At 68.8% G+C, this 24236-nt stretch carries 27 protein-coding genes, 1 tRNA gene and 1 riboswitch; of the genes, 11 read left to right on the forward strand and 17 right to left on the reverse strand.

Features of this window, described 5'->3' with window-relative positions:
* Positions 1-7: 7 nt before the first annotated feature.
* Positions 8-808: an ABC-2 family transporter protein gene (locus OG975_RS18265; RefSeq protein ID WP_330304871.1), complete on the reverse strand. Its 801-nt coding sequence runs from the start codon at positions 806-808 to the stop codon at positions 8-10.
* A gap of 202 nt (positions 809-1010) precedes the next feature.
* On the opposite strand from OG975_RS18265, the gene OG975_RS18270 reads away from it, so the two are divergent.
* A complete protein-coding gene (locus OG975_RS18270) occupies positions 1011-3464 on the forward strand; it encodes a transglycosylase domain-containing protein (protein WP_406330344.1) in 2454 nt (817 codons plus the stop codon).
* A gap of 42 nt (positions 3465-3506) precedes the next feature.
* Here OG975_RS18270 and sugE read toward each other — a convergent pair whose 3' ends face one another.
* The 3 genes from sugE to OG975_RS18285 form a co-directional block, all read right to left on the reverse strand.
* Positions 3507-3827: a quaternary ammonium compound efflux SMR transporter SugE gene (gene sugE, locus OG975_RS18275; protein ID WP_266828021.1), complete on the reverse strand. Its 321-nt coding sequence runs from the start codon at positions 3825-3827 to the stop codon at positions 3507-3509.
* A gap of 32 nt (positions 3828-3859) precedes the next feature.
* Positions 3860-3931, reverse strand: a riboswitch (guanidine-III (ykkC-III) riboswitch).
* Positions 3932-4016: 85 nt separating this feature from the next.
* Entirely contained in the window at positions 4017-4319 is a 303-nt protein-coding gene (locus tag OG975_RS18280) for a co-chaperone GroES (RefSeq protein ID WP_103554526.1), read from the reverse strand.
* A gap of 97 nt (positions 4320-4416) precedes the next feature.
* On the reverse strand, positions 4417-4755 hold the full coding sequence (locus OG975_RS18285; protein WP_406330345.1) for a DUF3618 domain-containing protein: 339 nt from the start codon (positions 4753-4755) through the stop codon (positions 4417-4419).
* A gap of 133 nt (positions 4756-4888) precedes the next feature.
* Here OG975_RS18285 and bcp point away from each other — a divergent pair, with 133 nt between their 5' ends.
* The gene (gene bcp, locus OG975_RS18290; protein WP_406330346.1) at positions 4889-5356 is read left to right on the forward strand and encodes a thioredoxin-dependent thiol peroxidase; all 468 of its coding nucleotides are present in this window, start codon (positions 4889-4891) and stop codon (positions 5354-5356) included.
* 125 nt (positions 5357-5481) lie between these two features.
* Positions 5482-5566, forward strand: a tRNA-Leu gene (locus OG975_RS18295).
* A gap of 52 nt (positions 5567-5618) precedes the next feature.
* Here the strand turns inward: OG975_RS18295 and rdgB are convergent.
* The 4 genes from rdgB to OG975_RS18315 all read right to left on the reverse strand — a co-directional run bounded on the left by rdgB (position 5619) and on the right by OG975_RS18315 (position 7891).
* Positions 5619-6221: an RdgB/HAM1 family non-canonical purine NTP pyrophosphatase gene (gene rdgB, locus OG975_RS18300; protein WP_406330347.1), complete on the reverse strand. Its 603-nt coding sequence runs from the start codon at positions 6219-6221 to the stop codon at positions 5619-5621.
* A gap of 66 nt (positions 6222-6287) precedes the next feature.
* Entirely contained in the window at positions 6288-6686 is a 399-nt protein-coding gene (locus tag OG975_RS18305; protein WP_406336318.1) for a hypothetical protein, read from the reverse strand.
* Positions 6687-6828: 142 nt separating this feature from the next.
* Positions 6829-7563 (reverse strand): ribonuclease PH, encoded by a 735-nt coding sequence (gene rph, locus OG975_RS18310; RefSeq protein WP_330304878.1) that lies wholly within the window; start codon positions 7561-7563, stop codon positions 6829-6831.
* A 94-nt stretch (positions 7564-7657) separates the two neighbouring features.
* On the reverse strand, positions 7658-7891 hold the full coding sequence (locus tag OG975_RS18315; RefSeq protein ID WP_327429038.1) for a PTS glucose/sucrose transporter subunit IIB: 234 nt from the start codon (positions 7889-7891) through the stop codon (positions 7658-7660).
* 173 nt (positions 7892-8064) lie between these two features.
* Here OG975_RS18315 and OG975_RS18320 point away from each other — a divergent pair, with 173 nt between their 5' ends.
* The 5 genes from OG975_RS18320 to OG975_RS18340 all read left to right on the forward strand — a co-directional run bounded on the left by OG975_RS18320 (position 8065) and on the right by OG975_RS18340 (position 14862).
* Positions 8065-9354, forward strand: coding sequence for a PTS transporter subunit EIIC (locus tag OG975_RS18320; RefSeq protein ID WP_406330348.1), 1290 nt, complete (start codon positions 8065-8067; stop codon positions 9352-9354).
* Positions 9355-9616: 262 nt separating this feature from the next.
* The gene (locus OG975_RS18325) at positions 9617-10885 is read left to right on the forward strand and encodes a PTS transporter subunit EIIC (protein WP_406330349.1); all 1269 of its coding nucleotides are present in this window, start codon (positions 9617-9619) and stop codon (positions 10883-10885) included.
* Positions 10886-11173: 288 nt separating this feature from the next.
* Complete coding sequence (locus OG975_RS18330; RefSeq protein ID WP_406330350.1) at positions 11174-11365, forward strand: hypothetical protein; 192 nt, start codon at positions 11174-11176, stop codon at positions 11363-11365.
* 65 nt (positions 11366-11430) lie between these two features.
* Positions 11431-13518, forward strand: coding sequence for a peptidase domain-containing ABC transporter (locus OG975_RS18335; RefSeq protein WP_406330351.1), 2088 nt, complete (start codon positions 11431-11433; stop codon positions 13516-13518).
* A gap of 42 nt (positions 13519-13560) precedes the next feature.
* Positions 13561-14862, forward strand: coding sequence for a glycosyltransferase (locus OG975_RS18340; RefSeq protein ID WP_406330352.1), 1302 nt, complete (start codon positions 13561-13563; stop codon positions 14860-14862).
* Between the two features lie 66 nt (positions 14863-14928).
* On the opposite strand, the gene OG975_RS18345 is transcribed toward OG975_RS18340, so the two are convergent.
* Complete coding sequence (locus OG975_RS18345) at positions 14929-15681, reverse strand: MBL fold metallo-hydrolase (protein ID WP_406330354.1); 753 nt, start codon at positions 15679-15681, stop codon at positions 14929-14931.
* A 260-nt stretch (positions 15682-15941) separates the two neighbouring features.
* On the opposite strand from OG975_RS18345, the gene OG975_RS18350 reads away from it, so the two are divergent.
* Positions 15942-16400 (forward strand): type II toxin-antitoxin system PemK/MazF family toxin, encoded by a 459-nt coding sequence (locus OG975_RS18350; protein ID WP_406330355.1) that lies wholly within the window; start codon positions 15942-15944, stop codon positions 16398-16400.
* A 244-nt stretch (positions 16401-16644) separates the two neighbouring features.
* Here the strand turns inward: OG975_RS18350 and OG975_RS18355 are convergent, their stop codons facing one another.
* From OG975_RS18355 to clpS, 7 genes are all read right to left on the reverse strand, one after another.
* Entirely contained in the window at positions 16645-17595 is a 951-nt protein-coding gene (locus OG975_RS18355; protein WP_406330356.1) for a PLP-dependent cysteine synthase family protein, read from the reverse strand.
* Between the two features lie 17 nt (positions 17596-17612).
* Positions 17613-17891 (reverse strand): MoaD/ThiS family protein, encoded by a 279-nt coding sequence (locus tag OG975_RS18360; RefSeq protein ID WP_406330357.1) that lies wholly within the window; start codon positions 17889-17891, stop codon positions 17613-17615.
* Between the two features lie 121 nt (positions 17892-18012).
* Entirely contained in the window at positions 18013-18114 is a 102-nt protein-coding gene (locus OG975_RS18365; RefSeq protein WP_313904860.1) for a putative leader peptide, read from the reverse strand.
* A 130-nt stretch (positions 18115-18244) separates the two neighbouring features.
* Positions 18245-18667, reverse strand: a complete 423-nt coding sequence (locus OG975_RS18370) for a Mov34/MPN/PAD-1 family protein (protein ID WP_406330358.1) — start codon at positions 18665-18667, stop codon at positions 18245-18247.
* A 112-nt stretch (positions 18668-18779) separates the two neighbouring features.
* Positions 18780-20249 carry an amino acid permease gene (locus OG975_RS18375; protein WP_406330359.1) on the reverse strand — a complete coding sequence of 490 codons (1470 nt, stop codon included), beginning with the start codon at positions 20247-20249 and terminating at the stop codon, positions 18780-18782.
* Between the two features lie 320 nt (positions 20250-20569).
* Entirely contained in the window at positions 20570-21175 is a 606-nt protein-coding gene (locus tag OG975_RS18380; protein WP_406330361.1) for a DUF2017 domain-containing protein, read from the reverse strand.
* A gap of 71 nt (positions 21176-21246) precedes the next feature.
* Positions 21247-21564: an ATP-dependent Clp protease adapter ClpS gene (clpS, locus tag OG975_RS18385; protein ID WP_330304891.1), complete on the reverse strand. Its 318-nt coding sequence runs from the start codon at positions 21562-21564 to the stop codon at positions 21247-21249.
* A 112-nt stretch (positions 21565-21676) separates the two neighbouring features.
* On the opposite strand from clpS, the gene OG975_RS18390 reads away from it, so the two are divergent.
* On the forward strand, positions 21677-23005 hold the full coding sequence (locus tag OG975_RS18390; RefSeq protein WP_406330362.1) for a nicotinate phosphoribosyltransferase: 1329 nt from the start codon (positions 21677-21679) through the stop codon (positions 23003-23005).
* Positions 23006-23211: 206 nt separating this feature from the next.
* Entirely contained in the window at positions 23212-23796 is a 585-nt protein-coding gene (locus tag OG975_RS18395; RefSeq protein ID WP_406330363.1) for an isochorismatase family protein, read from the forward strand.
* Between the two features lie 72 nt (positions 23797-23868).
* Here the strand turns inward: OG975_RS18395 and OG975_RS18400 are convergent, their stop codons facing one another.
* Positions 23869-24204, reverse strand: coding sequence for a hypothetical protein (locus OG975_RS18400; protein ID WP_406330364.1), 336 nt, complete (start codon positions 24202-24204; stop codon positions 23869-23871).
* Positions 24205-24236 lie beyond the last annotated feature (32 nt).

Here is a 24236-nt window from a genome sequence, read left to right on the forward strand (position 1 = left end):
CACCGGGCTAGCCACCCTGCACGACCACCCTCCGCGTCGCCGCCGACTGCAACAGCCGCCCGAGCGCGAGCAGCCCGAGCGCCCAGGCCGCCTGGAAGGCGTACGTGGGCAGGGGATCCGCCGTGCCGAGCAGGACGTCCACCGGCGCCTGGACCAGGGACGACCAGGGCAGCGCGCGGACGACCTCGCCCAGCGCGCCCGGGAACACGTTCAGCGGCAGCATCATCCCCGAGCAGAAGATCCCGGCGATCAGGGCCAGTTGCGTCATGCCCGCCCCGTCCAGAAGCCAGAACGCCGACAGCGCCACCAGATAGCGGATCGAGAAGCTGACGAGTACCCCGAGAACGACCGCGACGATGAACGCGATCCAGGTCAGCGGGTCGGCGGGCAGCGCCAGGTCGAAGAAGACCGCGCCGAACGCCAGCGGAACCACCCCTCGCCCCAGCAGATGGAACAGCGCCCGTCCCGCGTCCTGGGCCAGCGACCACAGTTGCAGATCGGCGGGCCGGTACAGGTCGATCGCGATGTCACCCGTACGGATTCTCTCGATCAGCTCCTCCTCGAAGCCGCCGCCCATCACCGCCATCACCGCCAGCAGCGCCTGCCCGAGCCACACATAGGTGAGCGCCTGCGCCTGGTCGTAGCCGCCGAGGTGCGGCTTGGCGTCCCACAGTGCGATGAAGGTGTACGCCAGGATCAGCCCGAAGACGGTGTTGGTGAACACCCCCGCCGCCGTCGCCGACCGATAGGTGGCGTACCGCCGGAACCCGCGTCTCGCGACGGCCGCGTACAACCGTCCTGCACCCACAACACCGTCCCCCTCCGCCGCGTTGAGCCAAAGCGCAGGAGCCTAGTCCGCCGACGCCATCGCCTGCCAGGCATTTTCCGGGCGCGACGCGTGCCGGGCTCAGGGAACGGAACGCTTGGTGCGACAGTCTTCAAGAGGGGGCGCACAAGGCGTACGAGGGCGTACGGGAACGTATGCATGCGAAACAGGAGTCCGGCGACACATGAGCGACGAGCCGCAGCCGCAGCAGAACAGCCAGGGCTGGGCACCGAGGAACCCGGAACCGGGATCAGGAACGGGACCGCAAGGAGCATCGGGCGAGCCCGGCGCACCCGGCAAGAAGCAGAAGCGCAAGCGCACCGGCTGGCGTCGGCTCATCCCGACCTGGCGGATCGTGCTCGGCACGTTCCTCGTCGTGATACTGCTCCTGATCGGCCTCTTCGCGCTCGGCTACTACCTGGTCAAGATCCCGCCGGCGAACGCCGCGGCGACCAAGCAGAGCAACGTCTATCTGTACGCCGACGGCAGCCAGCTCGCCCGCGACGGCGAGGTCAACCGCGAGAACGTGACGCTCGCGCAGATCTCCAAGGCCGCCCAGCACGCGACGCTCGCCGCCGAGGACCGGGACTTCTACTCCGAGTCGGCGATCGACCCGAAGGCGATGCTCCGCGCCGGCTGGAACACGGCCACCGGCAAGGGCAAGCAGTCCGGTTCGACGATCACCCAGCAGTACGTGAAGAACTACTACCTGGGCCAGGAGCAGACCGCCACGCGGAAGATCAAGGAGTTCTTCATCTCCATCAAGCTCGACCGGGAGAAGAGCAAGGACGACATCCTTGAGGGCTACCTCAACACCAGCTACTACGGCCGCAACGCGTACGGCATCCAGGCCGCCGCCCAGGCCTACTATGGCGTCGACGCCAGCGACCTGACGGTCGGTCAGGGCGCCTACCTCGCGGCACTCCTCAACGCGCCCAGCGAGTTCGACGTGATCGCGCACCCCGAGAACAAGTCCGCGGCCGTCGCCCGCTGGAACTACGTACTCGACGGCATGGTCAAGAAGAAGTGGCTGAGCCAGTCGGACCGCGACAACGTCACGTTCCCCATGCCGAAGCAGGCCAAGGGCTCCGCGGGCATGTCCGGCCAGCGCGGCTACCTGGTGCAGGCCGTCAAGGACTATCTGACGTCGAACAAGATCATCGACGAGGACACCCTGGCGACCGGCGGCTACCGCATCACCACCACGCTGGAGAAGCCCAAGCAGGACGCCTTCGTGAAGGCCGTCAACGACCAGGTGATGGACAAGCTCGACAAGAAGAACCGCAAGGTCGACAACTACGTCCGCGCGGGCGGCGTCGCCATCGACCCGTCCAACGGCAAGGTCGTCGCGATGTACGGCGGCATCGACTACACCAAGCAGTACGTCAACAACGCGACCCGCCGCGACTACCAAGTCGGCTCTACCTTCAAGCCGTTCGTCTTCACCTCGGCCGCGCAGAACTTCTCGCAGACCCAGGACGGCCGGATGATCACCCCGAACACCATCTACGACGGCACCAACAAGCGCCCCGTACAAGGCTGGAACGGCGGCTACTACGCGCCCGAGAACGAGGACGGCGTCTCGTACGGCGACATCACCGTGCGCACCGCGACCGACAAGTCCGTCAACTCGGTGTACGCGCAGATGGCCGTCGACGTCGGCCCCGACAAGGTCAAGCAGACGGCCGTGGACCTCGGCATCCCGTCCAGCACCCCCGACCTGACCGCCACCCCGTCCATCGCGCTCGGCCCGGCCACCGCCAGCGTCCTCGACATGGCGCAGGCGTACGCCACACTCGCCAACCATGGTGAGCGCGGCACCTACACCCTCGTCGAGAAGATCACCAACGAGGGCGCGGCGGATGTGCAACTGCCCGACAAGAACACCAAGAAGGCGGTGAGCCGCGAGGCCGCCGACACGACCACGTCCATGCTCCAGAGCGTCGTCGAGGGCGGCACCGGCACCGCCGCGCTGGCCGCCGACCGCCCCGCCGCGGGCAAGACCGGCACCGCCGAGGAGGACCAGGCCGCCTGGTTCGCGGGCTACACCCCCGACCTCGCCACCGTCGTCTCCGTCATGGGCCAGGACCCCGAGACGGGCGCCCACAAGTCCCTGTACGGCGCCCTCGGCCAGCCCCGTATCAACGGCGGCGGCTACCCGGCGCAGATCTGGGCCCAGTTCACCAAGGCCGCCCTCAAGGGCACCACCGCGACGGAGTTCGACCTCCAGCTCCAGCCGGGCGCCGAGGAGACGACACCTCCCCCGGTCGAACCGCCCACCACCCCGACCACCGGTGGCGCCACGACGCCCGGCCAGGACATCCAGGGCCAGGACCAGGGGCAGACACAGGGCCAGGACCAAGGCCAGACCCAGGGGCAGAACCAAGGCCAGACGCAGGGCCAGAACCAAGGTCAGAACCAGGGCCAGAACCAAGGTCAGAACCAAGGCCAGGCAACCGGCGGCACGACCACGGGCGGCACCACCACGGACGGCGGCACCACGGACGGCACCACGGACGGCACCACGACAGACGGTGGCACCGACACGGGCGGCACGACGGACGGCACCACCAGCGACGGAACGACGACGGGGACGACCGCGGGTCCGCTGAGCGGGTTCACCTCACGAAAACACTGAGATCAACTGAGGCCAGTGGCATCGCTGAGAAAGGGACCGCGGTCAGTGGCCGGAGGTGACCTTCAGCCCCACCACGGCCACCAGCAGCAGACACACGAAGAAGATCCGGGCGGCGGTCGCAGGCTCACCGAGGACGACCATGCCGAGGACCGCCGCACCGGCCGCGCCGATCCCGACCCACACGCCGTAGGCGGTGCCGATGGGCAGCGACTTGGCGGCGTACGACAGCAGGACCATGCTCGCGACGATGCCCGCGCCCGTGAGAACGCTGGGGACCAGTCGCGTGAAGCCGTCCGTGTACTTCATCCCGATCGACCAGCCGACTTCGAGCAGACCGGCGACGAGCAGCAGAACCCAGGCCATGAGAGGCACCTCCGAGAGACGGGCTTGACGGTGGTGCGTCGTCTTTGCGTACGTCCCGGTACGGCGCGTCTCGTCGGGGTCCTTCCAAGGTAGCAAAGAATGGCAAAAGGGGCTGGTGACCATGGTCACCAGCCCCTTCGACGGCGATACGCCCCACAAACACAAGGCGCCCTACGGCGGCGTGGCGTCCTACAAGTACAGGCCCGTCGAGTCCTCGGACCCCTCGAACCGGTCCGCGGCCACGGCGTGCAGATCCCGCTCGCGCATCAGCACATACGCGATCCCGCGCACCTCGACCTCGGCACGGTCCTCCGGGTCGTACAGGACACGGTCGCCCGGCTCCACCGTCCGGACGTTCTGCCCCACCGCGACGACATCGGCCCAGGCGAGACGCCGGCCGACGGCCGCCGTCGCCGGGATCAGGATGCCGCCGCCGGAACGCCGCTCGCCCTCGGCGGCGTCCTGCCGCACCAGCACACGGTCGTGCAGCATGCGGATGGGCAACTTGTCGTGCTGGGTGCTGTGCTTATCGCGATTGGCGCTCACGCCCCGAACCTACCTGCCCCGGTCGCTTTCGTACGCCTACGGGTCAGCCCTTGCGTCGCCGCGAGCCCACGACGAACAGGCCGACGATCCCCACCACGGCCAACGCCACCGGCACGATGCGTTCGAGCCGCGGCGCGCCCTCCTCGGTGACGAACTGGCCCTTCACATCGCCGACCACCCGGTTGACGCCGACGTAGGCGCGGCCGAGCGTGTGGTCGATGTTCGAGGCGACCCTGGCCTTGGCGTCGCCGACGATCGTCTTCGGGTGCACCCGCACGCCGATCTCGTCGAGCGTCTCGGCGAGGGTTTCGCGGCGGCGCTTGATCTCCGCCTCGATCTGCGCCGGAGTCCTGGTATCCGGCGTGCTCGACGTATCCGACACCGCGCTGCCTCCGTGGTCGTGTGCTGACTCTGTGCCCTCGACAGTCTGTCAGCTCGGACCGCGCCGCACCCCCCGGCACCCCCCATTACGCTCGTTCCGTATCCATCCCATCCCCCGGCCACGTGAGGTACCGATGAGCGAGCGACTCCAGCCCGGCGACACCGCCCCCGCCTTCACCCTGCCCGACGCCGACGGCAACGAGGTCTCCCTCGCCGACCACAAGGGCCGCAAGGTCATCATCTACTTCTACCCGGCCGCCCTGACCCCCGGCTGCACGAAGCAGGCCTGCGACTTCACCGACAACCTCGACGTCCTCGCGACCGCCGGCTACGACGTCATCGGCGTCTCCCCCGACAAGCCCGAGAAGCTCGCCAAGTTCCGCGAGAAGGAGAACCTGAAGGTCACGCTCGTCGGCGACCCCGACAAGACGGTCCTCCAGGCGTACGGCGCCTTCGGCGAGAAGATGAACTACGGCAAGACGTACGTCGGCGTCATCCGCTCCACGGTGATCGTGGACGAGGAGGGCAAGGTCGAGCGGGCGCTGTACAACGTGAAGGCGACGGGGCACGTGGCGAAGATCATCAAGGATCTGGGGATCTGAGACCGGTCCGCGGGCCCGGGAGGCCTGACTGCTGATCAGCGGAAGGCCAACTCCCGGGCCCTGCCCCGCAGAAGGAAACCCCCGCTCACCGGCATCCTCGTGACCGGTACGATGGCAGGCGGCTGGCGGCGGTGGCGCAACGGCTGACGCAGCAGACTTAGGATCTGTGGCCCGTGAAACGGCTTGAGGGTTCGAATCCCTTCCGCCGCACAGTAAACGGCCTGCGAATCGAAGGATCCGCAGGCCGTTCCCGTATCTGGCCTCAGCCCAACAACTCCCGCACCACCGGCACCAGCGCCCTGAACGCCTTCCCCCGGTGGCTGATCGCGTTCTTCTCCTCGGCGGACATCTCCGCGCAGGTCCGCGACTCCCCCTCCGGCTGAAGGATCGGGTCGTACCCGAACCCGTTCGTGCCGACGGGAGTGTGGCGCAGTACGCCCCTCAGCTGGCCCTCCACCACCCGCTCCGTGCCGTCCGGCAGGGCGAGGGCCGCCGCGCAGGCGAAGTGGGCGCCCCGGTGGGACTCGTCGATGTCGGAGAGCTGGGCGAGGAGGAGGTTCAGGTTGGCGCGGTCGTCTCCGTGCTGTCCTGCCCAGCGGGCGGAGAAGATGCCGGGGGCGCCGCCCAGGACGTCGACGCAGAGGCCGGAGTCGTCGGCGACGGCCGGGAGGCCCGTGGCCTGGGCCAGGGCGTGGGCCTTCAGCAAGGCGTTCTCGGCGAAGGTGACGCCGGTTTCCTTGACGTCGGGGATGTCGGGGTAGGCGTCCGCGCCGACGAGGTCGTGGGTGAGACCTGCGTCGGCGAGGATCGCCTTCAGCTCGGTGATCTTTCCGGCGTTGCGGGTGGCGAGGATCAGGCGGGTCATGGCCCTCAGTATCCCCAAGCCGGTATCCCAAGCCCCAAGCCGGTATCCCCGAGCCCCCGGCGGCTCTTAAGGCGTGCAGACCTTCGTCAGCTCTCCCGCCGCGTCCGTCACCGGGCTGACGTCGGGGGTGCTGTCGCCGTTCTTGACGGCCGTACGGACGTTTCCGACGGCCTTGCTGAGGTCGTCGACCGCCGCGTTGACATCGGCGTTGTCGGTCTTGTCGCCGATCTTGTCGAGGTTCTTCTCTATCGCGTTGAGGGACTCGTCGGTCTGCGTCGGGTCGTTCGCCGCGTTCTCGACGGCCTGCTGGAGGTCGGTGACGCTGTCGGCGATCGAGTCGGCGGTCTGGACGCAGTCCAGGGCCTTGTTGACCGCGTCGCAGCCGACGGCCGCCGGCAGGGCGACGAGTGCGGTGACGACGGCGATTGCGGCGGTACGGCGACGATGGCGGTGGCGCGCGGCCATGGAACGGTCCCTCCCCGTGGACATGATGTGGCCGACCCGTGGCACGGGCGGCTCGACCCGTGGTGCGGTCGGCTCGGCCCGTGACGTGGTCGGCGGGCGCACGGCTGGACCGTACGCCCGTACCCCTATAGAACGCGAAGGGTTAACCGGCGGTTGCCTCAAGGGCCGCGCGCTGGATGGCCGCGAGTTCGTCGCAGCCGGTGACGGCGAGGTCGAGGAGCGCGTTGAGCTCCTTGCGGTCGAAGGGTTCGGCCTCCGCGGTGCCCTGGACCTCGACGAAGCGGCCGTCGCCGGTGCAGACGACGTTCATGTCGGTGTCGGCCTTCACGTCCTCCTCGTAGCAGAGGTCGAGGAGCGGGACTCCGCCGACGATTCCTACGGAGACGGCGCTCACCGTGCCGGTCAGCGGCTGGCGGCCGGCCTTCACGAGCTTCTTGCCCTGGGCCCAGGTGACGGCGTCGGCGAGCGCGACGTAGGCGCCGGTGATCGCGGCCGTACGCGTACCGCCGTCGGCCTGGAGGACGTCGCAGTCGAGGACGATGGTGTTCTCGCCGAGCGCCTTGTAGTCGATGACGGCGCGCAGCGAGCGGCCGATGAGGCGGCTGATCTCGTGCGTGCGGCCGCCGATCTTGCCGCGGACCGACTCGCGGTCGCCGCGGGTGTTGGTGGCGCGGGGAAGCATGGAGTACTCGGCGGTGACCCAGCCCTCGCCGCTGCCCTTGCGCCAGCGCGGGACGCCTTCGGTGACGGAGGCGGTGCAGAAGACCTTGGTGTCGCCGAAGGAGACGAGGACGGAGCCCTCGGCGTGCTTGCTCCAGCCACGCTGGATGGTGATGGGGCGCAGCTGTTCGGGGGTGCGGCCGTCGATTCGAGACATGGCGATGAGCCTAGCCGTATACGGGTGGGGGGCTGCCGCCGGTGACGGAAGCAGCCCCTCAGGGGTGAGCGCGGGCTCGGCGGAGCCCCGGCGCTCACATCATGTCTTCGATCTCCCCGGCGATCGGGTCCGCGTCGGTGCCGATGACGACCTGGATCGCGGTGCCCATCTTGACGACGCCGTGGGCGCCGGCGGCCTTCAGGGCGGCTTCGTCGACCTTGCTGGCGTCGTGGACCTCGGTGCGGAGGCGGGTGATGCAGCCCTCGACCTCTTCGATGTTGTCGATGCCGCCGAGCCCGGCGACGATCTTCTCAGCCTTGGTGGCCATGTCCTACTCCCTGATCCGAACCGCTTTGTCGCAGTAACCCACAGTTGGCCCATCTTTGCGAGCGGTCATGTCGTACGTGCCGAATGATGGCGATCACGACAGGACGACCGGTCGTCAACTGGTCTACACCAGTGGGCGGGCCGTCGCCAAACCGGCCCGCCCGAAGGACGCCCATGAGTGCCGACAGCGCCGCCGCGCCCGCGAGGGTCCGCTGGAACAGTCTGTTCCAGGGCCTGCAGAAGATGGGGCGCAGCCTTCAGCTCCCCATCGCGGTGCTGCCGGCGGCGGGCATCCTCAACCGGCTCGGCCAGCCGGATGTGTTCGGGCCGGACGGGCTCGGCTGGGACAGCGTCTCCAAGGTGATGAAGGGGGCCGGCGGCGCGCTGCTGGACGGCGAGCTCGGGCTGCCGCTGCTGTTCTGCGTGGGCGTGTCCATCGGCATGGCGAAGAAGGCGGACGGGTCGACGGCGCTCGCGGCGGTCGCGGGGTTCCTCGTCTACCTCGGCGTGCTGCACCAGTTCCCGGAGAAGTGCGCGCAGCAGGCGAAGGTCATCCAGAACATCGGCTGCCAGGCGCCCGACCAGTCCGTGGTGGGGTTCACGTACCAGAACCCGGGGGTCTTCGGCGGCATCATCATGGGGCTGCTGACCGCGTACTTCTGGCAGCGCTTCCACCGTACGAAGCTGGTGGACTGGCTCGGCTTCTTCAATGGGCGCCGGCTGGTGCCGATCATCATGTCGTTCGTGGCGATCGTGTTCGCCGTGCTGTGTCTGTGGGTCTGGCCGCCGATCGGTGACGGTCTGGAGACCTTCAGCGACTGGCTGGTGAGTCTGGGCTCGTGGGGTGCGGGTGTCTTCGGGGTGGCCAACCGGGCGTTGCTGGTGATCGGCCTGCACCAGTTCCTGAACGTGCCCATCTGGTTCCAGTTCGGCAGCTTCACCAAGCCGGACGGTCAGGTCGTGCACGGTGACATCAACATGTTCCTGGCGGGTGACCCGAACGCGGGGCAGTTCACCTCCGGGTTCTTCCCCATCATGATGTTCGCGCTGCCGGCCGCCGCGCTGGCGATCGCGCACTGTGCGAAGCCCCATCGCCGCAAGGAGGTGGGCGGCATGATGCTCTCCGTCGCGCTGACCTCGTTCGTCACGGGCATCACCGAACCGATCGAGTACTCCTTCCTGTTCGTCGCGCCGGTGCTGTATGTGATCCACGCGGTCCTCACGGGCGTTTCCATGGCGGTGACTTGGGGGCTCGGCGTGCATGACGGCTTCAGTTTCTCGGCGGGTCTGATCGACTACGTCATCAACTGGAACCTGGCGACCAAGCCCTGGGCGATCATCCCGATCGGGTTGTGCTTCGCGGTCGTGTACTACGTGATCTTCCGCTTCGCGATCACCAAGTTCGACCTCACGACTCCGGGGCGGGAGCCGGAGGACGAGGTGGAGGACATCACCAAGGCGTAAGCCCCGCGGCTCCCGTCCTCACGAAGGGCCCTCGGACCATCCGGTCCGGGGGCCCTTCGTCACGACTGCAACCACTTCCGTCCTCTTCTTCCGGCTATGGCCGAGCCCACAGAATTCGCGGGTTCCTTATCCCGCCTTCACCGTGCTACAACAGGTCTACACCACTGAGTGGTGTAGACCACGCCGTCCCCAAACCCCCTGTCCCCGGGGCGGCGCCTTGCCCTCCCCCAGCCTCCGGCCGGGGAGACCCCTGGAGGAAGTTGTGTCCACGGCCAGCGCCGCTCCCGCGGCCGACAACAAGAAGAAGGGCGCTGGCGCGATGGCTGTTCTGCAGCGCATCGGCCGCAGCCTGATGCTGCCGGTCGCCGTGCTGCCCGCCGCCGCGCTCCTGGTGCGCCTCGGCAACACCGACATGCTCGGTCGCCCGTCCTTCCCCACGTTCCTGACCAAGATCGCCGGCTTCATGGCCGCCGGCGGCAACGCGATCCTCGACAACATGGCGCTGCTGTTCGCCGTGGGCATCGCGATCGGCTTCGCGAAGAAGTCGGACGGCTCGACCGCCCTCGCGGCCGTGGTCGGCTACCTGGTCTTCAAGAACGTGCTCGCCACCTTCACCGACAAGAACCTGCCGAAGGTGGCCACGGCCGTCGACGGCAAGGTCGTCATGGTGGACGCGCCGGTGGACGCCAAGGTCCTGGGCGGCGTGGTGATGGGCATCGTGGTCGCGCTGCTCTACCAGCGCTTCTACCGCACCAAGCTGCCCGACTGGGCGGGCTTCTTCGGCGGCCGCCGGCTCGTCCCGATCCTCTCCGCCTTCGCGGGCCTGCTGATCGGCATCGTCTTCGGCTACATCTGGCCGGTGCTCGGTACGGGTCTGCACAACTTCGGTGAGTGGCTGGTCGGTTCGGGCGCCGTCGGCGCGGGCATCTTCGGTGTCGCCAACCGTGCGCTGATCCCGATCGGCATGCACCACCTGCTGAACTCCTTCCCCTGGCTCCAGGCGGGCGAGTACCACGGCAAGAGCGGCGACATCTCCCGCTTCCTGGCCGGCGACCCGACGGCCGGACAGTTCATGACCGGCTTCTTCCCGATCATGATGTTCGCGCTCCCGGCCGCCTGCCTCGCGATCGTGCACTGCGCCCGCCCCGAGCGCCGCAAGGTCGTCGGCGGCATGATGTTCTCGCTCGCGCTGACCTCGTTCGTCACGGGCGTCACCGAGCCGATCGAGTTCACCTTCATGTTCATCGCGCCGGTGCTGTACGCGATCCACGCGGTGCTCACCGGCGTCTCCATGGCGCTGACCTGGGCGCTCGGCATGAAGGACGGCTTCGGCTTCTCGGCCGGCGCGGTCGACTTCGGCCTGAACTTCGGCATCGCGACCAACCCGTTGGGCCTGATCCTGGTGGGCCTGTGCTTCGCGGCGGTCTACTACGTCGTCTTCCGCTTCGCGATCACCAAGTGGAACCTGCCGACGCCGGGCCGCGAGTCCGACGAGGAACTGGCGGAGCTACTGAAGGCCGAGGCGAAGTAGGCCGCAGGGAAAGGCACTTCACCACTCGACTCACCGCTCGACTCACCACTCGACGCGACGAGACATTCCCCGGGCCGTACGACGGTCCGGGGAATTCGGCGTACCTGAAACGAAGGAACTCGCGTCGCCCGAAGCGCAGTCCAAAACTTCTCCCGGGGTTCCAGAATTTTCGATGTCTTGACGGTGAGGATGATCACCCACCGGTTGACCTTGATCACTCCTCTTCCCACCTCATACGGTCTAGACCACAGCCGGAAACGGCCACGACCAACACAGTGGGGAAATTCGATGAGCCTTCAGACTCTTCGTGACATGCAGTTCACCGCTCTCACCGACGAGGAGGCGGCCGCCGCCTCCGGTGAGGGCAAGCCGAGCCGCGCGCAGTGCGAGTGGATTTTCGCCCAGATCGGCAATCCGCTTTCCTGCAGCTACGGGGACTACTACAAGCTCTGGAAGTCGCTGGGCTGCGACAAGCTGTAGTAGGTATCGGCGCCCGCCCCTCCCGGGGCGGGCGCCTTCTTTCGCTCGGTCGGGGGAGACCTTCGTTGAAGTGGCAGCGATTCCACACCCATCAGTCGGGGGACACCGACTGCGGTCCCGCATCCGTCCGCACGGTGCTGCTGCGGCACGGGGCGCGGGTCGACGCGGCGATCCTGCGCGAGTCCGTCGGGCTGGGCGAACGCGGCTCGAACCTCCTGAGGCTCCGCGACGTCCTGGCCGGCTACGGCGTCGACAGCGAGCTTCTGCGGCTGGACGCCGACCAGTTGGGGCAGGCCCTGCGCGTGGCGGGGCCGACGATCGTCCTGCTGGACGAAGACGGAGGCTACCGGCATTTCGTCGTCGTGCACGAGGTCACCGAAGGCGGTGACTTCGTCGTCAGCGACCCCCTGCTGCACCGTCCGGTGCGTATCGCCGCCGAGACGCTGGCCGCGGTGTTCCACGGCGAGGCCCTGGTCACCGACCGGCCGGCCGCGCGACGGACGCCGGCGGCACGCATCCGTCGGCCGCGTGAGCAGCAGTTCCTCCGGCAGGCGGTGCGTGAGCACTGGGGGCGGCTGGCCCTGATCCTGACGACGACCGCGATCGTCGCCGGGGTGGCCCTGTTGAACAGCCTGTTCGTGCAGATGGCGGTGGACCGCGTCATGCGGGACGGCTCCGGACGCGAACTCGCTCTCATGTCCGGCGAGTTCATCGCCGTGGCGCTGTCGGCCGCAGCGGTCCAGTATCTGCGGGGCCGCGCCGTCGTCGCGCTGAGCCAGTCGCTGCAACGACGACTGTCGGAAAGCTATCTGCGCAAACTCCTCCGGCTTCCCGCCCCGTACTTCAAGAGCCGACGGGCCGGCGATCTGGTGAGCCGGCTCGACGATGTGCAGGAAATCCAGGGACTGGTCACCGCGGCCGCGGTACGAGCGGCCATCGACATCGGTGTCGTCCTGTCCATCGGAATCTATCTTCTCGCGGCGAGCCCGATTCTTTTCCTGGTCCTCCTGCCTCCCGCCGCGATCAATCTGCTCAGCTCGTTCCTCCTTTATCCGCACATCCGGAATGCCGCGGAGGAAGCACTTCAGCGCGACGCCACGCTGAAGTCGGAAACCCTCACCATTCTGCAGGGGCACAGCGAACTGATCGGTTACGGAAAACGTGAATTCGCCTTCGACCGGATGGCGCGGGCACTGCGGCGGAGGGTCGCGTCGGAGACACGGCTGGGGCGCCTGGAGAATCTCAACTCCGTTGTCAAGGCGGGCAACCAGGGCGTTTTCACGATCGTGGTCGCCTGGGCGGGGCTGACGCAAATGCTCTCCGGCTCGCTCACCGTCGGTCAGGTCTTCGGCTTTCTGACCATGTCCGGCTACTTTCTCGGCTCCATGGACTCCGTCGCCTCCCTTCAGGTCACCGTACAGCGCACCTCGGCCGCCCTCGGCCGCTATCGGGACGTGGTCCTCCAGCGGGACGACGCCCGTCAGGAACTGCCGGAGTCGGAAGCGCAGACACCGCTCGAACCGGCCGACCTCTCCGTCAGATCGCTGCGTTTCTCCTACGAGGGCTCCGGGCGCGACGCGCTCGCGGACTGCGACCTCGATGTCCCCCACGGCACGAGTGTGCTGCTGCGGGGCGCGAACGGATCGGGAAAGAGCACGCTGCTCGCCCTCCTGGCCGGGACGCACTCCGGCTATCGCGGGAGCATCACCCTGGGCGGCGCCGAAGTCAGCCGGATCCGCGAGTCCGAGCTGCGCCGCCGCGTCCTCTACGTACCGGAGAACCCGGTGCTGCTGACCGCGTCCCTGCGCGAGAACCTGACACTCGGCGTCCCCCACGGCGAGGCCGACATCATCGAGGCCTGCCGCGTCGCCTGTTTCCTGGAAGTCCTCGAAACCCTCCCCGAAGGGCTCGACGAACCCGTACGGGACACGGGTGCGGGCCTGTCGCGGGGGCAGATCCAACGGCTCTCGATAGCCCGCGCCGTGCTGCACGCCCCGCAGGTCTATCTCTTCGACGAGTCGTTCAGCGGCATCGACCGTGAGACCTTCACCCGCGTCTGGGGTCACCTCCGAACCGTCAAGGGGACCAAGATCGTGGTCTCGCACGGCCATGTCCAGGACGTCACGTTCGACCTGAGCCACTCCATCGACTGAGCACGCACCGACCGAACTCGATCAGAAGGACCTTGCCACACGATGAAGTTCGCGGAACTGCTGGATCTCGCCCGCACGCCCGACGGCCTCCCCCCGTCCCGGCTCGCGTCCGATCTGGCCCTGGTCACCACCGTGTCGATGGACCTGGCGGCGGCGCGGCTCCCTTCGCCGGACCCGGTCGAACTGGCGGCGCGCTATGAACGCCACCGCCCCGCACCGGTCACGGCCGCGGTCCTCACCCGTGACGAGGAGGACGGCATCGCGCGCTGCCTCACAGCACTCGCCCAGGACATCGACCACTGCCTGCTGATCGACTCCGGGTCCACCGACGCCACTGTGGAGCGGGCCCGCGCGGCCCGCGGTGACGTACGGGTGCTGTCCGCGCCGTGGGTCGACGACTTCTCCCACCACCGGAATCTCGCCCTCCGGCACATCACGGAGGGCTGGATCCTCTACGTGGACGCGGACGAGGTCCTCCAGCTGGAGCACGCGGGCAGATTGAGGCGTGCCCTCGGCCTCCTCGACTTCCTCCTGCCGGCCACCGACTTCGTCGTGTCCCCCGCCATCGTCGACGTCGAAGGGCCGACATACACCAACACCCAACGCGTCCTTCGGGCCGGTGGCCCCTTCCGCTTCCGGGGGCGGGTTCACGAACATCCCTACGACGACGCGGGCAACGCCCCCGCCCGCGTCCAGATCGACGCCCGCCTTGACCATTCGGGATACCTGCCGGAGGTGATCGAGAAGCGCGGAAAACAGGATCTGTACGGCAGGTTGAGCCGGCTGTGCCGCGACGAGGAGCCCGACAACCCGAAGTGGGTCTACTACGAGGTGCGCGACACCGTGGACTACCGGACGGCGTCCAGGGAGGAGCTGATGACTTCCTTCGCCCGGGTGGAGGCGACCGTCGCCGAGCCGGTGGCCGGGGCGCCCGACTACCGGGCGGAGCGGGTCGTCGACGCGTGGATCCTGCTGTGCGAGCTGGCCGTCCGCTTCGGCGGGACGGACCACATCGTGCGGTACGCCGCCCGGCTCGCCGAGGCCGGACGGACGGTGGAAGCCACGTACTACCGCACCGTCATGGAGTCCAGCCGGCTCCTCGGCCGTCTCTCCGCACTCGTCGACGCGGTCGCCGCGGTCGAGCCGGACGAGGAGCCGGGCAACCGCCATCTCATGGCCAGGCTGTTCGAACTGCAGTCGACGCTCGCCCTCGCCAGCGGCAGATACGAGACGGTCGCACCCGCCTACCGCAAGGCCGTCGCCCGCGGTGCCGGGGAGAGCGTGACCGAGGACTTCGAGATGCTGGCGCGCGTACTGCCCGGCGTGCGGGACAGCACCCGATAGGGGCCGCGGCGGCGCGAAGGCCCCCGGAACCGATGGGTTCCGGGGGCCTTGTCCTCCGTACGGGCTCTAGATCTCGTACGACAGCCCGGGCATCGCCAGTTCCGCCGGACCCGCGTACACCGCACGCGCGTCCTCCAGGTTGATCTGGGGGTCCGTCCACGGCGGGATGTGGGTGAGCAGGACGCGGCGGGCTCCGGCGCGGGTGGCGGTCTCGCCTGCCTCGCGGCCGTTGAGGTGGAGGTCGGGGATGTTCTCCTTGCCATGGGTGAACGCCGCCTCGCACAGGAACAGGTCCGTGTCGCGGGCGAGTTCGTCCAGGGCCTCGGTCACGCCCGTGTCCCCGGAGTACGTGAGGGACCTGCCCTCGTGCTCCACTCGGATGCCGTACGCCTCCACGGGGTGGCGCACCCGCTCCGTGTGCACGGTGAACGGGCCGATGTCGAACGTGCCCGGCTTGACGGTGTGGAAGTCGAAGACCTCGCTCATCGAGGAGGCGGACGGCGTGTCGGCGTACGCGGTGGTCAGGCGCTGTTCGGTGCCCTCGGGGCCGTAGACCGGGATGGGGGCGCAGCGGCCGCCGTCATGGCGGTAGTAGCGCGCGACGAAGTACGCGCACATGTCGATGCAGTGGTCGGCGTGCAGATGGCTGAGGAAGATCGCGTCGAGGTCGTAAAGACCGCAGTGGCGCTGCAGCTCGCCAAGGGCACCATTGCCCATGTCGAGAAGCAGCCGGAAGCCGTCGGCCTCTACGAGGTAGCTCGAACAGGCCGATTCCGCGGACGGGAACGACCCCGAGCAGCCGACGACGGTGAGCTTCATATGAGCTGGAACCTCCGCGCTGGCAGGAAGTGCAGAGAGTAGATGCGGGGTGCAGATACTCGGATGCAGATACGGGAACGGGGGTCGTGCGGTCCGTCGAGCGTAAGGCGCAAAAGGGCCGGTCGCTCCTCCGCCAGGGGCCGTTGTGGGCGAACTCACCTGTGCTGTCACCGGTTCGGATGGACATGAGGTGGGCCGGACCCGCCCGGGTCCTTCGAGGCGGGGGGCGAGCGGGGATACGCGCCGGTACCTTCTTCGGTATGGACACGTCCTGGTGGCTCGCGCTCGCGGCGGTGGTGCTGCTCGCGCTGGTCGCGACGCTGGTGGACGGCTGGGGGCGCCGTGGGCGCCGGCCGGCTGGGCGTACGCGTCCGCCGGGGCGGGCGGGTGGGCGTCGGCGGGGGGCGCCGCGGCCTCGCCCCGCGGAGATCTGGTGGGCGAACGTGCCCTACGAGGACGGGCCCGGGGGTAAGGACCGGCCGTGTCTGGTGCTCGCTGTGCGGGGGGATCGGGTGACCGTCGCGAAGATCACCAGCAAGTACCACGATGAGCGGGCCGGGGTGATTCCGCTGCCGCCGGGTGCCGTGGGGGATGCCCACGGGCGGGCCAGCTTCCTTGAGACGGATGAACTGCGGGAGATGCTTGTGTGGGACTTCCGGCGGAGGGTGGGCGTGGTGGATCCGGTGCTGTGGGACCAGGTCCGCTACCTGGCGGGCTGAACAGGCGCTTTGTTCGCCCCCGCCGCCCCTACCCGTCCCATCCCTGGGGGCTCCGCCCCCAGACCCCCCTAAAGATTGCGCAGTTCCCCGCGCCCCTTTTAGGGGCGCGGGGAACTGCGCAATCTTTTGGACCAGCCCCCACCGGCCCGCACCCGACACACAACCGAACGGGGTCGAAGGGGCAGAGCCCCTGGGGATGGGACGGGTAGGGGCGGCGGGGGCGGAGAAAAGGCCGCTGGAGCCCTTACGCCCAGAGCTGGCCCTGCAGAGTCTCGATCGCTTCCTCTGTCGTCGCGGCGGTGTAGACGCCCGTCGAGAGGTACTTCCACCCGCCGTCGGCGACGATGAAGACGATGTCGGCGGGCTCGCCCGACTTGACGGCCTTGTTGCCGACACCGATCGCGGCGTGCAGCGCGGCCCCGGTGGACACCCCCGCGAAGATGCCCTCCTGCTGGAGGAGCTCCCGGGTCCGGGTCACCGCGTCCGCGGAGCCGACCGAGAAACGGCTGGTGAGGACCGACGCGTCGTACAGCTCGGGAACGAAGCCCTCGTCGAGGTTGCGCAGGCCGTACACCAGGTCGTCGTAGCGCGGCTCGGCGGCGACGATCTTGATGTCGGGCTTGTTCTCGCGAAGGAAGCGGCCGACGCCCATCAGCGTCCCCGTCGTCCCCAGCCCGGCCACGAAGTGCGTGATCGAGGGGAGGTCGGCGAGGATCTCGGGCCCGGTCGTCGCGTAGTGCGCGCCCGCGTTGTCCGGGTTGCCGTACTGGTAGAGCATGACCCAGTCGGGATGCTCGGCCGACAGTTCCTTGGCGACCCGTACGGCGGTGTTGGAGCCACCGGCGGCGGGGCTGGAGATGATCTCGGCGCCCCACATGCCCAGCAGGTCACGGCGTTCGTGCGAGGTGTTCTCGGGCATCACGCAGACCATGCGGTAGCCCTTGAGCTTCGCGGCCATGGCCAGGGAGATGCCGGTGTTGCCGGAGGTGGGCTCCAGGATCGTGCAGCCCGGCGTCAGCCGGCCGTCCTTCTCCGCCTGTTCGATCATGTGGAGGGCCGGGCGGTCCTTGACCGAACCCGTCGGGTTGCGGTCCTCCAGCTTCGCCCAGATGCGGACGTCCGCGGACGGCGACAGCCGCGGCAGGCGCACCAGAGGGGTGTTGCCTACCGCGGCGAGCGGGGAGTCGTAGCGCATGAGGGGTCAGCAGCCGATCAGAACATGCCGCCGGCGACGGCCGGCAGGATCGTGACGCTGTCGCCGTCGGTCAGCTTGGTGTTGATGCCGTCGAGGAAGCGGACGTCCTCGTCGTTCAGGTAGACGTTGACGAAGCGGCGCAGCTCGCCGTTGTCCACGATGCGGGCCTGGATGCCCGCGTGCCGGGTCTCGAGGTCGGTGAAGAGCTCGGCGAGGGTCGCGCCGCCGCCCTGGACGGCCTTCTCGCCACCGGTGTAGGTGCGGAGGATGGTGGGGATGCGGACCTCGATGGCCATGGTTGCGGGCTCCTGTCGGAAGGAAAGTCAGGTCGGTGGGCGCGCGGCAGCGCGGTGAAGCGGGAAAGCAAGGGGTACGCCGGGTGCGTAGCCGCGGCTCACGGCCGTACGGCGGCGGCAGTCAGCGCGTACAGATGGCGCTCTGCAGCCTGCACAGGTCGACGTGCAGCCGCGCCACGAGCAGCATGCCCGGCGTCTTGTCGCTCACGTCGTGGGAAACCATGGGCTCATCGTATCGATTCCCGGTCCGGGTCCCGGAGTGTGATCTCGCATACCGGACACTTTTCAACCGGTGGGTGAGATCGGCAGGCGGGTGAGCGGCTCAGTAGCGGCTCAGTATGCGTGTCCGCGGCTCAGTACGTCTCCACGACCCTGATCTCCTCCTCCGTCACGTCGCCCTCCACGATCCGGTAGGAGCGGAACTGGAACGGGCCGGCGTCGTCCGTGTCCGCCGTGGAGACGAGGACGTAGTGCGCGCCCGGCTCGTTCGCGTACGAGAGGTCCGTGCGGGACGGGTACGCCTCGGTCGCCGTGTGGGAGTGGTAGATGATCACCGGCTCCTCGTCGCGGTCGTCCATCTCGCGGTACAGCTTCAGCAGGTCGCCGGAGTCGAACTCGTAGAACGTGGGCGAGCGGGCGGCGTTGAGCATCGGGATGAACCGCTCGGGGCGGCCCGTGCCCGCCGGGCCCGCGACGACGCCGCACGCCTCGTCGGGGTGGTCCTGGCGCGCGTGCGCGACGATCTGGTCGAAGAGGGCCTGGGTGATGGTCAGCATGTTCGTCAGGATAATTCGTCGCGATAAGCAGACGGGCCGCCCCGTACCGAGGCGTGGTACGGGGCGGCCCGCATGGTGAGCTGCTCAAAGAGCCCGGATGCTCACCGGATGCTCAGCCGACCTTCTCGAACTCCGGCTCGCGGCCCTCGCGGCCCTCGATGACCTGCGGGTTCCGGGCCTTCAGGATCGCCCAGCCGACGGCCAGGGCGGCGGCCCAGACGGCCATCACGTAGAGACAGACGCGGGAGTCGGGGTCGTACGCGATGAGGCCGGTGACGAAGAGCAGGAACACCACGGCGATCCAGCTGCACTTCGCGCCGCCCGGGGCCGGGAAGGAGGACGCGGGCAGCCGGCCCGCGTCGACCGCGCGGCGGTACAGGATGTGGCTGACCAGGATCATCAGCCAGGTCCAGATACCGGCCGCGGTGGCCACCGAGGTGACGTAGCCGAAGGCCTTCTCCGGGACGACGTAGTTCAGGACCACGCCGATGCCCATGAAGAGGACCGAGACGGTGATGCCGAGCGCCGGGGTCTTGCTGGCCGACAGCTTGCTGAAGGCGCGCGGGGCCTCGCCGCTCTCGGCGAGGTTGCGCAGCATGCGGCCCGTGGAGTACATGCCCGAGTTGCAGGAGGACAGCGCGGCGGTGAGGACGACGAAGTTGACGATGCCCGCGCCCGCCGGGATGCCGATCATCGCGAAGGCCTTCACGAACGGGCTCACGCCCGGCGCGAACTCGGTCCACTTCACGACGCAGAGGATGACCGTGAGGGCACCGACGTAGAACAGCGCGATGCGCCAGGGCAGGGTGTTGATCGCCTTGGGGAGGGTCTTCTCGGGGTTCTCCGACTCGCCCGCCGTGACACCGACCAGCTCGACGGCCAGGTACGCGAACATCACGCCCTGCAGGGTCATCAGGGACGAGCCGATGCCCTTGGGGAAGAAGCCGTCGAACTCCCAGAGGTTGGAGACCGCGGCGGTGTCGCCGGCCGAGCTGAAGCCGAAGGTGAGCACGCCCAGGCCGATCACGATCATGCCGATGAGGGCGGTGACCTTGATCATCGAGGCCCAGAACTCGATCTCGCCGAACACCTTCACCGAGATCAGGTTGGCGACGAAGAGAACGACCAGGAAGACCAGGGCCGACACCCACTGCGGGATCGCCGGGAACCAGTAGTGGACGTAGATGGCGGCGGCGGTCAGTTCCGCCATGCCGGTGACCACCCACATCAGCCAGTACGTCCAGCCGGTGAAGTAGCCGAAGAAGGGGCCGAGGAACTCGCGGGAGTACTCCGCGAAGGAGCCCGAGACCGGGCGGTAGAGCAGGAGCTCGCCGAGCGCCCGCATGATGAAGAAGATGATCACGCCTGCGAGGGCGTACATCAGGATGAGGCTCGGCCCCGCCTTGGCGATGTTCGCCCCGGCATTCAGGAAGAGGCCCACGCCGATGGCGCCGCCGATCGCGATCATCTGGACCTGACGGCTGCCGAGCCCGCGCTCGTACCCCTCTTCGGGGGCGTCGCCGTTCACGGCCTCACTGCCGGCACGGCCCTGATCGTGCTTACCGACCTGCGAGGAGGTCATGCGTGGTGCGCCTTTCTCCATGCCGATCCGAGCCAGTCCCTTGGCTTCGGATCGGTTTCCGATCCCCCCGGATAGGTGGAGCTGTGCCTGGCCGGCGATCCGCCGGCTCGGTGGCGCACCCGACCGGACATGGGTGGTGTCGGTCGGGCGGTCGTGAAGATCTATCACGGTCGCGACAGGGCACGGCGGTGGCCGATGTAAGGCACACCACAGGGAGAACCGGACAAACGACTACCTAGGCGCGCACAACAGGCCACAGTGGTGACAGGATCGTTATCCGGATTTGAGCGTCCGCTGAGCGAACACCTGATCGGGACGAGTCAGGGCATAAGGGTTTCGACGAGGGTCTCCTGGAGCCCGCCCAGCCACAGATACGCCATCACCATCGGCTTGCGCGGGTCCTCGTCCGGAAGCCGGTAGAGGAGGTCGGTGTCCTCCTCGTCGACGACGTCGAGTCGGGAGCCGATCGCCAGCCGCAGATCGTTCAGGGCGCGCAGCCACTGCTCGGACTCCTCGGCGGACAGCTTGAGGACGGCGCCGCCGTCACCCCCCGTGGTGAGCGCGTCGAGGGAGCGGATCACCGTGAGGGCGTATCCGCGCTTGGCCGCGCGCAGGTCGTTCTCGGTGAAGCGGCGGAACTCCGCGGAGTGCGCGCGCTGCTCCTCGGCCTGCTCGGGCGAGGTGGCCTCGACGTCGGGGCCGCTGTACGCGTCGGGGAACAGGCGCTTCAGCACGGGGTCGGCGGGCGGCTCGCTGGGGCCCTCCGCGAACAGCTCGGCGAGCGGGTCGTCGGGGGCGTTCTCCGCCGGGCCGGGACCGATGAGCTCCAGGAGCTGGACGGCGAGGGAGCGGATGATGGAGATCTCGACCTCGTCGAGCGCGACGGCCGCGCCGCCACCGGGGATCGGTTCGAAGTGTCCTGGCATGGGAGTGAGTTCGCTACTTCCGGTCCTGCGCCTGAATGTGCGGGCTGTACGGGCTGGGCGGACTGTGCGGGCTATTTCCGGTCCTGCTGGAGGGTGGCCCACAGACCGTAGCCGTGCATGGCCTGTACGTCGCGCTCCATCTCCTCGCGCGAGCCACTGGAGACGACCGCCCGGCCCTTGTGGTGGACGTCCATCATGAGCTTGGTGGCCTTGTCCTTGGTGTAGCCGAAGTACGTCTGGAAGACATACGTCACGTAGCTCATGAGGTTGACCGGGTCGTTGTGAACGATCGTCACCCAGGGAACGTCGGGCTCGGGTACGGCGAAGACCTCCTCCGCCGACTCGGTCTTTTCGATCTCTAGGGGTGCGGGAGCCGTCACACCGCCCATGCTGCCACCAGAGGGGGGCACCCGCACAAATGGACCCCCCGAAAACCGTACGGTCCGCGGAAACCGGACCCACAAATCGTCAAGGTGACGAGATGGGGGGTACGATCCCGTCATGAACACAGCGGACCTCGGGCTGCCGGTGGATGTTCCCTCGACGGCGCTCTTCACGGACCAGTACGAGCTGACGATGCTGCAGGCCGCGCTGGCCGCGGGGACCGCCGAGCGGCGCTCGGTCTTCGAGGCCTTCACGCGGCGGCTGCCCGACGGGCGGCGCTACGGAGTCGTGGCGGGCACCGGGCGCGTGCTCGACGCCGTCGAGAACTTCCGCTTCGACGCGGACGTCCTCGGCTTTCTGCGGGAGCGGAGGATCGTGGACGAGCCGACCCTGGAGTGGCTCGCCTCGTACCGCTTCAGCGGCGATGTGTGGGGCTATCCCGAGGGCGAGGTGTACTTCCCGGGCTCGCCGATCCTGCGGGTCGAGGGCTCCTTCGCGGAGTGCGTGCTCCTGGAGACGGTGATCCTCTCCATCCTCAACCACGATTCCGCCATCGCCGCCGCCGCCTCCCGGATGGCCTCCGCCGCCGGTGACCGGCCACTGATCGAGATGGGCGCCCGGCGAACGCACGAGCTGGCCGCCGTCGCCGCCTCACGGGCCGCGTACGTCGGCGGGTTCACCACGACCTCCGACCTGGCCGCCGGGTTCCGGTACGGGATTCCCACCGTCGGCACCTCGGCGCACGCCTTCACCCTGCTGCACGACCACGAGCGGGACGCCTTCCAGGCCCAGGTGAACTCGCTCGGCCGGGGCACGACGCTGCTCGTGGACACGTACGACGTCGCCGAGGCGGTACGGATGGCCGTCGAGGTCGCGGGGACCGAGCTGGGCGCGGTGCGCATCGACTCCGGTGACCTGCTGCTCGTCGCGCACCGGGTGCGGCAGCAGCTGGACGAGCTGGGCGCGGCCAAGACGAAGATCATCGTGACCTCCGACCTGGACGAGTACGCCATCGCCTCGCTGGCGGCGGCGCCCGTGGACGCGTACGGCGTCGGCACCCAGCTGGTGACGGGATCCGGCCATCCCACCTGCTCCATGGTCTACAAGCTGGTCGCCCGCGCCGAGTCGGCGGACCCGAAGGCTCCGCTGGCGCCCGTGGCGAAGAAGTCCTCCGGCGGCAAGACGTCCATCGGCGGGCGCAAGTGGGCCGCGCGGCGCCTGGACGAGCAGGGCATCGCCGAGGCCGAGGTGATCGGCACCGGGCCGGTGCCTGGTGAGCTGGCCGACCGGCAGCTCCTGGTCGAGCTGATCAAGGGCGGGCAGGTCGTCGCCCGCGAGCCCCTCGACGTCGTACGGGACCGGCACGCGGCGGCCCGTGCCAATCTGCCGCTGTCGGCGACGCAGCTGTCGCGCGGGGAGCCGGTGCTTCCCACGGAGTACATCTGAGTTGCCGGAGGTGAGCGGGGCGTGTGTGGCGCCGTGCATGAACCTCCGGTGAGCGGGAATGCAACGGCAGCGTGCCCGCACGGCTCGCGGAAGCCGGATACCCCCTCCCGCAGCGCACGTGAAGTCTCTAGGCTCGGTAGTTCATACATACGGCCGGGCCCGCACCCCTCCCCACCGAACCGCTGCCAAGCCGAAGGACACCGACCATGCGCCGCGCCTTGATCGTCGTAGACGTGCAGAACGACTTCTGCGAGGGCGGCAGCCTCGCGGTGGCCGGGGGTGCCGATGTGGCCGCCGCCATCACGGAGCTGATCGGGCAGGCCCCCGCCGGCTACCGCCATGTCGTCGCGACCCGCGACCTCCACATCGCTCCCGGCGGCCACTTCGCCGACAACCCCGACTTCGTCCACTCCTGGCCCGCGCACTGCGTGGCCGGCACGGAGGGGGTGGGCTTCCACCCGAACTTCGCCCCGGTCGTCGCCTCCGGCGCGATCGACGCCGTCTTCGACAAGGGTGCCTACGCGGCGGCGTACAGCGGCTTCGAGGGCGCCGACGAGAACGGGGTCTCGCTGGGCGACTGGCTGCGGGCCCGCCAGATCGACGAGGTGGACGTGGTCGGCATCGCCACGGACCACTGCGTGCGCGCGACCGCGCTCGACTCGGCGCGCGCGGGCTTCCGCACCCAGGTGCTCCTCGACCTCACCGCAGGGGTGGCCGAGGAGACGACGGAACGGGCGCTGGAGGAGCTGCGGGCGGCCGGGGTAGACCTCACGGGCAAGCCTGTGGTCTGAGGCGCGACACAGGGCCCCCGTCGCCTGAGGCGCGACGCAGGGCCCCGTGGTCCACGACCCGGCACAGGGGGCCTACGCCGGTGCCGCCGGGCGCCTCAGCAGCGCTCTGACCGGGTGCCACAGCTCTTGCGACAGCTCCGCGACACCGTTGTCAGGAGCCATGCGCCATATGAGGCCGTCGGGGTGGTGCAGGACCGCGGTGACCTCGTCCGGAGTGGGGGGCGCCGCGTTGCCGCGGAGGTAGACCGCACGCATGCCCAGGTTGCGCAGCCGCGTCAGGGCGCGGGCGCGGTTCTGGGCGAGGACCAGGAAGCGCACGCTGCCGCCGCCCGAGCCCGGCGGGCTGGGCAGATTCAACGCCACCACCACGCTGCCGTTAGGCAGCTTGCAGAAACCTCCTGCGGCCATGCAGTCACACCCCCGTGCGAGTCAGTGTCAAT

The sequence above is a fragment of the Streptomyces sp. NBC_00203 genome (assembly GCF_045206325.1).
Lineage (GTDB): Bacteria > Actinomycetota > Actinomycetes > Streptomycetales > Streptomycetaceae > Streptomyces > Streptomyces lutosisoli.